The following is a 14,933-nucleotide window of genomic DNA, read 5'->3' as shown; positions in this document are numbered from 1 at the left end:
CACCTCTACTGTGCGTCGCGGCTTGTCGGAGAGACCGGTACATCACTTGCAGGTGCCGCTGGCAACGATGTCGTTGGCCGGTTGGCAACCGGAGTTATGTTCCCCGTGCTCGATTGTTGTGTTTGTGGTGTTGCTACTGGCTGCACTGCCGCTTTCACCGGCTCGGTGGTTGCCGTCGCCGGTATTGTCGCTGGCGCTGAACCCGTGGTGACAGGTTGCGCCGGTGATTTAGCACCATCCGCTGTTACCGCAGGCGTTGCCGGGATAGCAACCTGCGTTGTTGCAGCAGTTGGCGCGGGTATCACTGGCGTCGTGCCTGTGGAATCAACCTGCTTCAAGCTCTCGGCTTTTTCAATATCCAGTGCTTTGTTATCTAAATTCTCATGCTCAATATCATGCTGAGTCTGTTTATTCAGAACCAAAATACTGATGCGTCGGTTAACCGGATCATCTGCGGTCTGCTCTTTTAGCCGCATCGTCGATGCCATACCCACCACGCGCAAGACCTTGCCTTCATCTAAACCGCCAATCAGCAATTCACGCCGTGAAGCATTGGCACGATCCGCTGATAACTCCCAGTTACTGTAACCGCGTTCACCCGTCGCATAAGGCAGATCATCGGTATGACCAGACAGACTGATTTTGTTCGGTATGTCATTCAGGATTGGCGCGATTGCACGTAAAATATCGCGCATATAGGGCTCAACCTGAGCACTCCCCATCTTGAACATCGGCCGGTTTTGGCTATCGATTATCTGAATTCTCAGCCCTTCATCCATCATGTTAATCAGCAAATGTGGCCGTAATGCTCTCAGCCTCGGGTCAGATTCAATTAATTGATCCAGTTTTTCGCGTAACTTATTGAGCCGATACTCTTCTTTCCGACTCTCTTCGGAATCAATATGCTTACGCACCTCGCCCACTTGCTGAGTAGGGTCATCACCGCCCCCTGGAATTGGGCTGGTACTAGAGCTACTTTTATCACCGCTGGTCAGTGCGACTTTCAAAGGGGTACGAAAATATTCAGCAATCTGCGTAAGCTCTTGCGGGCTGGACACAGACAACAACCACATCACCAGAAAGAAGGCCATCATTGCCGTCATAAAGTCAGCGTAAGCAATTTTCCATGACCCGCCATGATGGGCAGCGCCATGTTTAGCTTTACGCTTTTTGACCAGAATAACGGGGTGGTTCTGATGCTTCATGCGTCCTCTTCTGTCGCTTGCGGTGCTGGAGCTTTCACTCTGCGCACATGCTCTTCCAACTCAATAAACGATGGGCGTTCAGTGGTGTAGAGCGTTTTACGACCAAATTCCACTGCGATTTGCGGCGCATATCCGTTGAGACTGGAAAGCAGAGTCACCTTGATGCATTGCATCATTTTGGTTGTTTCTGCACTCTGCTGACGTAACAAGGTGGCCAAAGGTGAGATAAACCCATATGCCAACAAAATACCCAGAAATGTCCCCACCATCGCATGAGCAATTAGCGCCCCAAGCTCTGCTGCCGGCCGGTCTGCGGAAGCCAGTGCATGCACGACTCCCATGACTGCCGCGACAATACCGAATGCAGGTAAAGAGTCTCCCACCATGGCTAAACTGCCAGCCGGAACTTCGCATTCTTGCTCGTGAGTTTCGATCTCTTCATCCATCAAAGCTTCGATTTCAAAAGCGTTCATATTTCCACTAACAATTAACCGCAAATAGTCAGTAATAAACTCGACTAATACCTTATCGGCCAAGATCCTCGGATAATTAGAGAAAATTTCGCTTTCCAATGGACTTTCTATATCGCGTTCCAGTGAAAGCATTCCCTGCTGGCGGGATTTAGCTAATAAGCGGTAAAGCAGCGCCATTAAGTCCATATAGAGGACTTTGTTATATTTAGAGCGACGCATCAATTTTGGCATTGCCTTCATTGTGGCTTTTATCGCTTTACCATTGTTTCCCACAATAAACGCGCCAATACCGGCCCCACCGATAATTAAAAACTCGGCGGGTTGATATAATGCGCCTAGGTGACCACCAACAATGATGTAGCCGCCAAAAACCGCACCTAAGACCACGATATAACCCAAAATAACTAACACGCGATATCCTTAGCAAAGTGTGTGGGTGGAAGGTGAGGCGTTAGCGCTCTTTGAGTCTGGTGGCTGCCATTAACCGGTTACAGGAACGGTATCCATACCCCTGCTGTAACCGGAAATTCTGACAATTCAAAAAAACTCAAACTGCGCGTCTAACCTGCTCATCCAGCAGTTGTGAAGTTATATCGGCAGATTGCGGAGAAAGTTTACGTTTTTTTACTGCGCGGGAAGGTGGCTGGCAGAGACTGCAAACAAAGCTGTTTCGTGGTTGATGTGCATGGGTGATAAAAGTCCCACCGCAACAGCTACAACCGGAAAGTTGCAACATACCACTGTCAACGAATCGAACCAGAGTCCAGGCTCGTGTTAACGCCAGTAATGGCGCTATTCCAGACTGATCCGGACACTGTTCTAGGTAAAGACGATAAGCCTTAATGACGGCCTCAACACCAGTGCATTGACCACTTTTTAGCAAAAAGCTATAAGCGTTATAAAACATCGATGAGTGAATATTTTGTTCCCAGGTCATAAACCAATCGGTCGAAAACGGTAACATTCCTTTCGGTGGTGGACTGCCTCTCAGCTCTTTATAAAGCTTAATTAAACGCCCTCGGCTAAGTTGCGTTTCGCTTTCAAGCATCTGTAAACGCGCACCTAAAGTTATCAACTCCATTGCCAAATGAATGTCTTTGGCTTCCTGGACAATACTTTTCTCAACCATTAGTCATGCTCTTTTCTTAGGCGCACTACCGTCTTTTAACGATAGCTCGTGGAGTAAGTGGCTCGACAATAAAATTCCTGTGTGGATTTGCTGCAAATCATCCACACGAGATTCTTTCGTTAGATGATGAATAGTATTGTGATCACTAAAGCGGAAATGACACACCAATTGGTTAGTCTCAGCTAATTTAACCATCTGCGGTAATGTTAACTGTGATAATGCATCAGCCATGGTGTCGGTAATACCCAGACGAAACATCGCTGAGGCTTTCTCATCGTTAATTAACCGTTGTGCTAAAAGCAAGTATGACAAATTAATATCGTAAATATGTTTGAGTAATTCAGACGTACTCATTTTAAACATCCCGACTGATTATGTTTTAAAACATAAGTTGGATGATAGTATTCTTCACCCAAGACCTGGGATCCTTCCCGTTATACAGTTAATTAGAACCTATAGAACTAAAAGTAATTGAAACCATACTGGTGCTATATGACGAAAATACCATTTTGGTATTAAATAACCTGTTACAGGTCTTGGCTGCTGAAGTTTTATGCAGCTCTAATATTGCACCTACACCATGAAACTTTTCTTACAAAACATTAGGATTATTCCTAAAGAGGCCCAACTCTACTCCCGAATCGCTAGCACATACAATGTGACTAGTGATTCATTTTAAATGTAATGTGATATACATCACAAAAATAAAATATAAAGTTGTTCCGTGTCGCACTTTTTGGTCACTTTTTAACCATTCATGTGTTCAAAAAACAATCAGAAGTCAGAAAAGAGCTAAAAAACTAGTAATATAGGCCCAATTCTTAGTGTTTTTAGATCAATTCGAACAAAAGCATTCCTAAAGCAAAATAGCAGAACATAAATCTGTCATAACTCTAAATTATTAGCATTAAGGACTAATGTAGGGGTTTGTAACTCGAAAATCCTATAAGTAACCTTCCTAAACTATTTGGTTTTAACGAATACTTATGCTGTCGCAAAAAAAACATTTTGCGACTATTTATTAACCTATTTACCTTTTAGCGTTAAAAAAATCGACGACACGTATTAATAAAGGCAACAAAGGTAACCATATATTTCATTCCTACTCTCCCGTACACATTTTCATCCGCACATTTTCAACTTTGGTTCATATCTGTACTTTTGCAGATCCCTGTAACTGAAATGTAAGATTAATTAATTAATAATGTTTGAAACATAAGTTTCATAGCCTGTTTTGTGTTGCCTCATCTAATAAAGCCCCGCTATTACTGGCTTTATTACCTATCAGTGGTCAAGTGTGATTAAACTCTCATTTCTGAAAGGTGTGATCCCCTAATCTTTAAGTTATAGCAACGCTTATAGGAGCTTAATTATGGGGTACAGGAATGTGCTGGTCGCAGTCGCCCTCACAGCTGATAGCCAACAATTGGTTAATAAAGCGGTTTCCATCGTTCGACCCTATAATGGCAAGGTCTCGCTAATTACCCTGACAACAGAACCCGAAATGTATAGCAGCTATGCGGCACCTATGCTGGGTGATTTGCGTTGTGTGATACAAGAAGAAGCGCAATTATTTATGGCGGAGTTAGTTGCCAATGCTGATTATCCCATTGAGAGTAGAAATATTGCGCATGGTGAATTTGCCGACAGCATGGCATATTTCTGTCAGCAACAGCATGTTGATTTAGTGATATGTGGCAATCATAGTGCAAGTCTGATGAATAAATTTTCCTGTTCATCTGCCCGACTAATTAATACCAGTATGGTTGATGTGCTGGTTGTTCCTCTCTGATCTGCGGCACTCTTCCTCCTTATTGCGTCTACTTAGTCAAATAGCAGTGTCTTTCGCACTATTAGCTGAAACCATCCTGAAGAGTTCTACTATGATTTTCAGCACACTCTCTCGTCACTACCCCGATTGACTTCTTACAGGTAAGGGAATCTGATGCCACAAGATAAAAGCAATAACCGCCGTATTCTGCTGGCTTCACGCCCGCATGGCACACCAACTGCTGAAAATTTCACACTAGATATTCAGCCTATTCCACAGCCCGCAGCAGGTCAGATATTGCTTCGCACCCGCTATCTCTCTCTTGACCCCTATATGCGCGGCCGAATGAGCGATGCACCGTCCTATGCTCCCCCGGTTGAAGTTGGAGAGGTCATGGTGGGTGGTGCGGTTTCGCGAGTCGAAATCTCAAAACATCCTGATTTTCAAGTCGGCGACTGGGTTCTGGCTAGCAGTGGCTGGCAAGATTACTCGCTCTCTGATGGCACCGGTATTCGCAATCTAGGGCCACAATTCTCACACCCATCACGTGCTTTAGGAGTGCTGGGCATGCCAGGTTTCACCGCTTATATGGGTTTGTTGGATATTGGTCAGCCCAAAACCGGGGAGACAATAGTGGTTGCCGCAGCCAGCGGCGCGGTAGGTTCAGTTGTGGGGCAAATCGGCAAGTTGAAAGGATGTAGAGTCATCGGCGTTGCTGGCGGCGCAGAAAAATGCCGTTATGTGGTCGAAGAGTTAGGCTTCGATGCTTGTCTTGATCATCGTGCCACCGATTTTGTGCAACAACTGGAAAAAGCCTGTACGGAAGGTATTGATATTTATTATGAGAATGTTGGTGGGGCCGTCTTTGACGCGGTATTACCGTTACTCAACCCACGTGCCCGTATCCCGGTATGTGGCTTAATTGCACGCTATAACGACACCGAGTTGCCTGATGGCCCAGACCGTTTACCTCTGTTACAGAGCATCATTTTGAGAAAACGGATTCGGATGCAAGGATTTATTATCTTTGATGACTACGCCCCGCATTTTGGTGATTTCTTGCAGCACATGACCCCTTGGGTTGAGCAAGGGAAAATCAAGTTTAGGGAAGATCTGGTCGAAGGATTGGAAAATGCGCCACAAGCTTTTATTGGCCTGCTTGAGGGCAAAAACTTTGGCAAGCTGGTGATTCGCGTCAGTAACGAATAGCCGCAATAAAAAGAGTGTCATCATTCCGGGGCCTCATGGCCCCGGAATTGTTATATAAAACAGTATAGTTAGACTCTAAACAAAAACCGTTAGAACCACTTACCGAAGCGGCGAATATAGAATTGCTTCATCAGTTGCGCAACGACGCAGTAGCTGATCAACGTGCCCGCCAGCCATGGGAAATATTGCCATGGTAATGGTTGCAACCCAACTAATGTCCCTAAAGGTGAGAATGGAATATAAATACCAATTGCCATAATTACTCCGGTAGTCAATAGCACAGGCAACGCCGCAGTACTTTGAATAAACGGGATTTTTTGTGTGCGCAGCATATGGACAACTAACGTTTGTGACAGCAAACCTTCAATGAACCAGCCAGACTGGAACAATGCCTGATGTTCAACACTGTTTGCGGCAAAAACAAACCACATCAGGGCGAAAGTTGTAATATCAAAAATGGAGGAAGTTGGCCCAATCCATAGCATAAAACGGCCAATGTTCTTCGCATCCCACTTACGCGGTTTACGTAAAAACTCTTTGTCCATTTTATCCCACGGTAGAGAGAGCTGAGAGATATCATACATCAGGTTTTGCAACAGCAAATGGATGGCGAGCATCGGCAAGAATGGAATAAAGGCACTGGCAACCAAGACAGAGAAGACATTACCGAAATTAGAACTGGCGGTCATATTCAGGTACTTGATGATGTTCCCAAAAGTTTCGCGTCCCTTAATCACGCCCTCCTCTAACACCATCAAATTCTTTTCGAGCAAAATAATATCGGCTGACTCTTTAGCAATATCCGTCCCGGTATCTACTGAGATCCCCACATCTGCATCACGCAGTGCTGGTGCATCATTGATGCCATCTCCCAAGAACCCGACAGTATGCCCATTACTTTGCAGCATTTTCAGCACTCGTGATTTTTGCAATGGTGTCAGTTTGGTAAACACGGTGCGTAGCTCCACCTCACGCGCCAGTGTTTCATCATCCATATCCTCAATCGCTCGGCCACTGAGCGGTTCGCCAGGTTCCAGCCCAACATCGCGACAAATTTTGGCCGTAATAATAGGGTTATCACCGGTTAATACTTTGATGGCAACACCATTTTCACGTAATGCGGTAATCGCAGCCTCGGCGCTCTCTTTAGGTGGATCAAGGAAGGTCAATAAGCCCTGAACGACCAAATCGCGCTCATCTGCAATGTTTAAAGGTAATTCGCTGACTTGCTTGCCCAACTCGCGGGTGGCCAGCAGCAAAACACGAAAACCATCTTCATTATATTGCGTGGCGAGCGCCAGTAATGACATGCGACGAGCATCATCCAGTGCATAAACTTCATCACCTTCACGTACATGGGTGCAGATGCTAAGCATCTCTTCTACTGCACCTTTACAAATCAGCTGCTGATGTTGTTGCTCATCTTTTACTACGATGGATAAACGGCGACGGACGAAATCAAACGGTAGCTCATCAACCTTATTAAAGCTGCGTAAAGCATCAATTTCTGGCTTGCCGCGACTGAATTTGATAACGGCCTGATCCATCAAGTTGCGCATGCCACTTTGATGAAAACTATTGAGCCATGCCAACTGTAATACTTGGCTATCATTGCTGCCACGCGCATCTAAATGGTGCTCAAGAATGATGCGGTCTTGGGTTAAAGTCCCGGTTTTATCAGTACATAACACATCCATTGCGCCAAAGTTCTGTATTGCATTCAGTCGCTTAACCACAACTTTTCGCCGCGACATTGCTATCGCGCCTTTCGCCAGGTTGGAACTGACAATCATCGGCAGCATTTCGGGGGTCAACCCGACTGCAACAGCCAATGCAAACAGCGCAGCTTCGCTCCAGTCCCCTTTAGTGAAGCCATTAATCAACAATACAATTGGTACCATCACCAACATAAAGCGAATCAATAACCAACTGACACTATTAACCCCACGGTCAAAAGCAGTTTGCGCACGATTGCCGACAATCGACTTGGCAAGCGACCCGAAATAAGTATGCCCACCAGTAGCAACCACCACTGCCATCGCTGTTCCGCTGGCAACGTTAGTCCCCATCAGACAAACATTAGATAGCTCGAGTAATTCGCTTTCGCTGCTGGTATTCGCATCGACTGACTTTGAAGTAACTGCGCCCATTGCATCATATTTCTCAATGGGTATCGCTTCGCCCGTCAGAATAGCCTGACTGATAAACAAATCTCTGGATTTAATCAGTCTTAAATCAGCCGGAATCATATCCCCGGCAGATAATAGAATGATATCGCCCGGCACCAGATGTTTAATGGCTATTTCTTTTTTTGCCGGTTGAGCACTGTGACTACTACGACGTAACACTGTTGCCGTGGTGCGCACCATCGATTTCAGTGCTTCCGCAGCCTTATTAGTACGATATTCCTGCCAGAAGCGCAGCAACCCACTAATGAGTACCATCGTTACAATAATACTGACGCCAACCAGATCCGTTTCTTCACCCTTTTGCAGAGGCAACCAATAATCAGTAAAAAAGCTGATTGCTGCCAAAATCATTAAAACAAAAATAAAAGGGTTATTAAATGCCGATAAGAGCTGAACCCATGCTGGAGGAGCTTTCTCATGTGCAACCTGATTAATACCATATAATTCCAAACGTTCTTGAGCATCTTCCTCTGTCAATCCATTCAAATTTGCATTTAGCTTGGATAATGTTTGGTCCAGGCTATTTTTAGCCTCTAGCGCAATAGTAAACGATTTTTTATTATTACCTTGGCCTGTAGCTGTCTTTTTAAATTTGGTCATAACGCTTCTCTTTTAATTCTAAACGCACAGGACTTATCCGCTCAATGGCTGAGAGATAAATGTGCTGAACTATTATTGCGCTGCCAACTTTGTATTTATATTTAATTAGCAGCGGCTAATTGAGTTAACTCCGGGGTGATCGTCCATAACGACTCCTTACTACCACATGGGTTAGCATTATTTATTCCATTTTAAACCACTGATTAATTCTCTGAATTAATCATGTTCACTACAATTGGCATTACCACAATTCTTGCAATACCAAATAAATGCTATACCGGTAATTCAGATGCAATACGCCAGTGAATGGAGCTGACACTGCGCTCTAAACTGACACGGCAAACAATACTTTCAATTTCTTTTTGTTCTGCCGGAGTTGCCATAATTTCAGCACAGACCTCTAGCTGCCCCGGCCTGGCAATATCAGCGCTACAAAGAGACTGTAATCGTAATGCCACACCATTTAGTGCCTGTAAAATGAGCGTGCGAACCAAGACTTCGTCCTCAGCGCCACAAGTGACTTGAATCCGATAACGGACTTCTAAATCAACAGCTTGCTGCTGAGGCTGCATATTAATTCGTTGCGCCGCTTCACGTAGCAATATATTGGCGCAAAGGATAACGGCAGTCGCAACAACAGCATTCCAATACAGTCCCAGACCACAAAGCACGCCAATCCCTGCGGAACACCAGAGTGTGGCGGCCGTGTTCAGTCCACGAATATTCATGCCTTCACGCATTATCACGCCAGCGCCGAGGAAACCAATACCGGAAACCACTTGAGCAGCAATTCGGCCTGGACTATCAGGGGATGTTGCATAAGAGCTAAGAATAAATACCGCAGCACCGGTCGCGACCAATGCATTAGTCCGTAAACCAGCCATACGCTGGCGCCATTGTCTTTCAGCACCAATTAACGCGCCCAGACACATCGCCAGTAATAAATTTACGACAAAAGGAGTTAATGCCATGATTCTCTCCATGAATTAATCATTGGTAGAATAATCATGTGCTATTTAGCACACAGGTAATCGTGCTGATATATCCCCGAAGGAAATCAGCAATAACCAGTATTAGTGCCTGGAGGAAAGAGTGCGTGGTTGTTAAATACCATAATAAAAACCCGAATTAATGCCCTCGATGATATTCATCGAGTTAAATAATTTTTGGGGTATGCACAGCTCAGGAAATACAGAGAGGGTGCTGCCCGCCATTTTTCGGCAAGCAACAAATCAGTGGGAGATGAGTTAGCTTGCCTTGCTTATTTGACTACTACTTTGCGTATCCATTAGTTTCTCCACCGAAATTTTCCACGATTATAATTGCGTGTGATAATTATGTAAAGGTTATATTTCTAAACAAAACTTAAACCAATATCCGTTAAATAAGTAATAGCATAATATTAAGAATATCAGTTTTTAATAATACTGTATTGCCACATATCATATTCATCGGTCTCAATCGAAAAACTCGCCTAGTAGGCTACACTGCAAATATCACGTTATCACTGGAGCAGTTCATGACAACACCACTCACAACAACACTAACGCACCATTTATGGCAAAGTTTGGGTTATCTCGGCCTCCCTAAGGATCAATTAGTGTTTGTCGGAGAGGAACAACTGCCATCAGTATTTCCGGTAACGCCGTTAGTTTGTGCCTCTTAGTCACTGTTAATAGCCATTTGGCTTCCTTATGGGTTGGGTGGTCATTGAAACCGATAAACTGGCCATTACCATCGGCATGGGATGCCATTGTGGGGGATTATCAGACCAGTGGTGGCTGAATCCGCTTACACACCAATGCCCCGCTTCACCGACTGGCGATTATCAACCGCAGCCCGAAACGACCTATTGGGGCCCAATTCTATGCCTACGCGCACCAATATCATTATCCAGCACACAGTGGCACTGGAGGTTGCCCGCCTCACCTCTCGGAAAAGCAACAGCACAGTGGCTGTAATTCCTCTTCGCCTAGCCTGTGTAACTTGTGCGCAGCGCTGGGGAACCCCCCATCAAGTCATTGACACAATTACATAAATTTAATGAACCTTTAATCCAAATTGCGATCGTGATCTCATTTATAGCCCTAACTATTTTAGGGCCGTTGCCGATAGGTTCTTAAAGGACTGTGAAGATTATTTCAAATATAGGGGTGGATTAACTTTAAGTAGCGAAGCCTACGTCCAGAGTTACTGGTGTTGCCATCTGTCAGTTAACAGCACGGAGCACCAAGTAAGGATATATAAGGCAAGGACCTTTCCTCGAGCGACTATAGAAACGGAACTAATAATGAAACGTGGAAGTACGCATAAGTCATCGGATATAAAAATAACGCCAGAACATAATAAAGATACGAAAGTATTATTTGTTAATAATATGCGTCTGGTCACTCTGTTTATCGCCATTTTGGCGGGAATACTGCTGTTATTTGCAGCGGCAATTGGTACCTCTGGCTACTTTTTAAAACAAAGTAACCAATCGCTGGAAGAAGCGACTCAAGAACTGGATATCCGCCTGGGCCTGTCTAACAGCTCGAACCACCTGCGTACTGCGCGCCTTATTTTGATTCAAGCGGCATCATCGGCACGTATCGGTGACACGCAAGGTTATCAACAAGGTCTGAAAAATGCAGAAAGTCTTCTTTCTCAATCTCAGCAAATGTTTAACCTCTACTATAACCGCCCGATAAAATCCGAAACCGACACCGCGCTAGATGCGCCGCTGAAAAAAGCTTACGAAGAGTATCGCGACGACGGGATGAAACTCATGCTGGCCGCGACCAAAGAGGGGCATTTTGAAGAAGTCATTTCGCTAGAGGCAGAAAAACTCAATCAGTTAGATGATGCCTACAATGAACCACTGTTAAAAGCCGTCAAATATCGCACTGAGCGGGCCAATCAAATCAATCTGACAGCTCAACAAGAAGCGCGTCTGGGCTACATTCTGATGGGCGGAGCCTTTATTCTCGCGCTGTTACTGACAGTCATTGCTTTCTTGGTGATCAGCAAAGTGATTATCAAGCCGATTAACTGGTTGGTAGAGCGGATCCAGCGCATCGCTCAAGGTGATTTAACACAAAGCTCTGTCTCATTTGGGCGCAATGAAATCGGTGTGCTAGGCAACAATATTCAACAAATGCAGGACTCATTATCCTTAACGGTTGAAGCCGTTCGCAGCAGTGCTGAATCTATCTATCAAGGTTCCAGTGAAATTGCATTGGGCAATACTGACCTTTCCGCCCGAACTGAGCAACAAGCGGCTTCGCTCGAGCAAACGGCTGCCAGCATGGAGCAACTCACTGCCACAGTGAAACAGAATGCGGAAAATGCACACCATGCTAGCCAACTGGCTGCTAATGCATCAGGAAAAGCGGCCCAAGGCGGTGATATCGTTAACGATGTTGTCAGCACTATGGATAAAATATCCCTCAGTTCAATGAAAATTGCTGAAATCACCAACGTCATTAATAGCATTGCTTTCCAAACTAATATCCTGGCATTAAATGCAGCCGTTGAGGCCGCCCGCGCAGGTGAACAAGGTCGTGGATTTGCCGTGGTAGCCAGTGAAGTTCGTAATTTGGCACAGCGCAGTGCCGATGCCGCCAAAGAGATTGAATCATTGATTGAAGCTTCAGTTGATCTTATTGGCGATGGCTCAATTCTGGTGTCCGATGCGGGTAAGACTATGAAAGAGATAGTCACCGCCGTCACCCATGTAACGGATATTATGGGTGAGATTGCATCAGCATCTGATGAGCAAAGCCGTGGTATTAGTCAGGTGGCGCAAGCCGTGTCCGAGATGGACAATGTTACACAGCAGAATGCCTCTTTAGTGCAGGAAGCATCCGCAGCAGCAGCTTCTCTGGAACAGCAAGCTGAAGTATTGACTCAAGCGGTGGCGGTATTCCATTTGAAGGGCCGTAACCCGTCCACAACACTTAAAACGCCAACACCGATGTCGACAGGCCAAAATCAAACCAATCTAAATAAAAAATCAGGTGATGACTCGCTGAATTGGGAAACCTTCTGAGTTACATCAGTAATAATTCAGTCGAGTTATGATTAATAAAAGTAGATAACAAAACCGGAGGCAAGGTATTCATCTTCCTCCGGTTTTTTATGGCTGTTCGATAAACTGCTGCCAGATAAAGAGGCCAAAGAAGTTACTGATGTAGTGGCTCAACAAAAGTGCCATCATGGCTGTCAATTTCATTAAAGAACCAGACGCCCGCTGGATAATCCTCTAGCGAAACCAAGTACATGACGCCCTCACTAAATTGTTCAACTTCTAAAACAACCCCTTCACGCCGTGGGCCGCCATCGGTTTTTACTGTCACCCGATCATTAACTTTCATGATATTACCTTTGATTAAATCAATGTTGCTAGTGTAGTACAGAATCAGGTGAGAATGATAAGGTTTACGCGGATACAACGGTATGCTTTTGATGAAAATATTGAAGGGAAGTATTCACGTAAGGGATAAGTTGGGGGAATCAGAAAGCAGAGTAGAGGACAAATTAATGAATTTGATTTTAGCTTGGCACTAGAAAGTAAAAAACCCGCCTTAGCGGGTTTTTTTATAATCAGCCAAAGGCCAATTAGATTGCAGTTACGTTTGCTGCAGACGGACCTTTAGCACCGTTCTCGATAGAGAACTGTACATTCTGGCCTTCAGCCAGGGTCTTGAAGCCTTGATCTTGGATTGCAGAGAAGTGAACGAACACGTCTTTGCTGCCATCAGCTGGAGTGATGAAACCGAAGCCTTTAGACTCGTTGAACCACTTTACTTGACCTTTCATCATGTTAGACATGTGTATTTCCTTTATTAAAAAATTTTGCCACCATGGGCGTGTTATAGCCGGTTATCAGTCGTTACTTATGGAGGCACTATGAAGGAAATTCGTCAGTGAAGAGCTATCAACGATAACGCTTTAAATATGAACCACTTTACTCAAGATGTCGTGCATAAATAGGTCTGTACCACAGGCCGAGACGCATTAACTCATGACCGGCTTTTAATAGCAACTCTTTTTAGCGAGCAAACTGAAGATTCTTGTTTGCATGACTAAAATAAAGCCAAAAAAGCTATTTATTATACTCTTGAGGCTTTGTTTTACTCAGAATAATTATCAGAATTATTATTAATAGGTGGTGGCACTGCGGTGTTTTTAGTCTCAACAGAGTAAAAATATCTTCAACAGGCTATTTTCTTCATCTTTGCGGGTAGCTGCTGAAAGTTTATCTATTGAATTTGCTATAATAAGCGCCCGTCTATACCTGAGAGGAATACATGAAAGCCAAGTCTGCCACTTTAGATGATGTCGCACGCCAGGCTGGTGTTTCATATCAAACCGTATCACGCGTTCTAAACCAGGCACTGCATGTTTCGCCTAAAACTCGCCATAAGGTGGAGTTGGCGATGGCTGAGCTCAGTTACGTCCCAAACCGGGTTGCCCAGCAACTTGCTGGTAAACATAGCCAGACACTAGGGTTAGCCACCACGGACCTCTCCTTGCACGCCCCCTCACAGATAGCGGCGGCAATTAAACGGAAAGCTCGTGAATTAGGGTACAACGTTGTTATTGCTATGGTTGATGACCACAGTGAACATGCCTGCCAACAAGCTATCAATGAGCTATTGGCTCAACGGGTTGATGGCATTTTAGTTAATGTTCCTTTAAAACCAAAGCGCAGCCAGAAAATTGCCCAACAATGTGTTGATACCCCGGCACTTTTTCTTGATGTAGACCCGCAATCCGCCGCGTTTAGTGTTTTATTTGATCCTAAATTAGGGGCAATTCAGGGGGCTGAGCACCTCATAGCATTAGGCCATCAACAAATCGTGTTTATTTGCGGGCCGAAAGAGACTATTTCTGCTCAATTACGTTGTCAGGGGTGGTTACAAGCACTCAGTACAGCCTCATTAGTGCCACAGGCGGTCTATTATGGCGAATGGAATGCACAGAGTGGTTATCAGGCAACACAGAAACTGCTGATCAGCAATACACCCTTTAGTGCCATTTTAGTTGCTAACGACCAAATGGCGCTAGGAGTACTACGTGCCCTGCATGAGCACAATATTGATGTGCCAGGCCAAGTTTCTGTGATTGGTTATGATGACACCGCTGACAGTGCCTACTTTCAGCCCCCACTGACGACTATCAGGCAAAACTTTAAATTATTAGGCGAAGAGAGTGTTTCTCGCCTGATTGTCAGACTGCACCACACCATTGAGCCCCCTTCTGAGTCTTTACTGTTGGCCACCGAACTGACGATACGCCAAACCACTGCCATATTTAATCCTAAAGCGCATGAAAGTGAATAAATGCGATCACTCTCGACTATTTAACCCGCCG

Annotated in this window: 13 protein-coding genes; 5 read left to right on the top strand and 8 right to left on the bottom strand. The window is 44.9% G+C overall.

The window, feature by feature from the left end; genetic code table 11:
• Nucleotides 1-5: 5 nt before the first annotated feature.
• The 4 genes from motB to flhD form a co-directional block, all read right to left on the bottom strand.
• Nucleotides 6-1,205: a flagellar motor protein MotB gene (gene motB, locus DJ58_RS00880; RefSeq protein ID WP_032910769.1), complete on the bottom strand. Its 1,200-nt coding sequence runs from the start codon at nt 1,203-1,205 to the stop codon at nt 6-8.
• Complete coding sequence (gene motA, locus DJ58_RS00885) at nt 1,202-2,089, bottom strand: flagellar motor stator protein MotA (RefSeq protein ID WP_004708125.1); 888 nt, start codon at nt 2,087-2,089, stop codon at nt 1,202-1,204. The genes motB and motA overlap by 4 nt, the downstream gene beginning before the upstream one ends.
• 136 nt (nt 2,090-2,225) lie before the next feature.
• Complete coding sequence (gene flhC, locus DJ58_RS00890) at nt 2,226-2,807, bottom strand: flagellar transcriptional regulator FlhC (protein WP_004708123.1); 582 nt, start codon at nt 2,805-2,807, stop codon at nt 2,226-2,228.
• A 3-nt stretch (nt 2,808-2,810) separates the two neighbouring features.
• Complete coding sequence (gene flhD / locus DJ58_RS00895) at nt 2,811-3,161, bottom strand: flagellar transcriptional regulator FlhD (RefSeq protein ID WP_032910768.1); 351 nt, start codon at nt 3,159-3,161, stop codon at nt 2,811-2,813.
• A gap of 1,018 nt (nt 3,162-4,179) precedes the next feature.
• Between flhD and uspC the strand changes: the two genes are divergently transcribed.
• Both uspC and DJ58_RS00905 read left to right on the top strand, forming a co-directional pair.
• Nucleotides 4,180-4,599, top strand: a complete 420-nt coding sequence (gene uspC, locus DJ58_RS00900; RefSeq protein WP_032910767.1) for a universal stress protein UspC — start codon at nt 4,180-4,182, stop codon at nt 4,597-4,599.
• Nucleotides 4,600-4,752: 153 nt separating this feature from the next.
• The gene (locus tag DJ58_RS00905; RefSeq protein ID WP_004708118.1) at nt 4,753-5,787 is read left to right on the top strand and encodes an NADP-dependent oxidoreductase; all 1,035 of its coding nucleotides are present in this window, start codon (nt 4,753-4,755) and stop codon (nt 5,785-5,787) included.
• Between the two features lie 89 nt (nt 5,788-5,876).
• Here DJ58_RS00905 and mgtA read toward each other — a convergent pair whose 3' ends face one another.
• Complete coding sequence (mgtA, locus tag DJ58_RS00910) at nt 5,877-8,576, bottom strand: magnesium-translocating P-type ATPase (RefSeq protein ID WP_004708116.1); 2,700 nt, start codon at nt 8,574-8,576, stop codon at nt 5,877-5,879.
• A 272-nt stretch (nt 8,577-8,848) separates the two neighbouring features.
• Complete coding sequence (locus DJ58_RS00915; RefSeq protein ID WP_032910766.1) at nt 8,849-9,547, bottom strand: MgtC family protein; 699 nt, start codon at nt 9,545-9,547, stop codon at nt 8,849-8,851.
• A 548-nt stretch (nt 9,548-10,095) separates the two neighbouring features.
• Here DJ58_RS00915 and DJ58_RS23560 point away from each other — a divergent pair.
• Both DJ58_RS23560 and DJ58_RS00920 read left to right on the top strand, forming a co-directional pair.
• Complete coding sequence (locus DJ58_RS23560) at nt 10,096-10,242, top strand: hypothetical protein (protein ID WP_153802878.1); 147 nt, start codon at nt 10,096-10,098, stop codon at nt 10,240-10,242.
• A gap of 624 nt (nt 10,243-10,866) precedes the next feature.
• Entirely contained in the window at nt 10,867-12,606 is a 1,740-nt protein-coding gene (locus DJ58_RS00920) for a methyl-accepting chemotaxis protein (RefSeq protein WP_004708109.1), read from the top strand.
• A gap of 133 nt (nt 12,607-12,739) precedes the next feature.
• On the opposite strand, the gene dsrB is transcribed toward DJ58_RS00920, so the two are convergent.
• Nucleotides 12,740-12,931, bottom strand: a complete 192-nt coding sequence (gene dsrB, locus DJ58_RS00925; protein WP_004708108.1) for a protein DsrB — start codon at nt 12,929-12,931, stop codon at nt 12,740-12,742.
• 244 nt (nt 12,932-13,175) lie between these two features.
• A complete protein-coding gene (gene cspE / locus DJ58_RS00930) occupies nt 13,176-13,388 on the bottom strand; it encodes a transcription antiterminator/RNA stability regulator CspE (protein WP_002210893.1) in 213 nt (70 codons plus the stop codon).
• A gap of 479 nt (nt 13,389-13,867) precedes the next feature.
• On the opposite strand from cspE, the gene DJ58_RS00935 reads away from it, so the two are divergent.
• A complete protein-coding gene (locus DJ58_RS00935) occupies nt 13,868-14,902 on the top strand; it encodes a LacI family DNA-binding transcriptional regulator (RefSeq protein ID WP_004708106.1) in 1,035 nt (344 codons plus the stop codon).
• Nucleotides 14,903-14,933 lie beyond the last annotated feature (31 nt).

This window comes from Yersinia frederiksenii ATCC 33641 (assembly GCF_000754805.1).
Taxonomy (GTDB): Bacteria; Pseudomonadota; Gammaproteobacteria; order Enterobacterales; family Enterobacteriaceae; genus Yersinia; species Yersinia frederiksenii.
The sequence above is the reverse complement of the archived record's forward strand: the minus strand, read 5'-3'. Positions and strand labels throughout refer to the sequence as shown.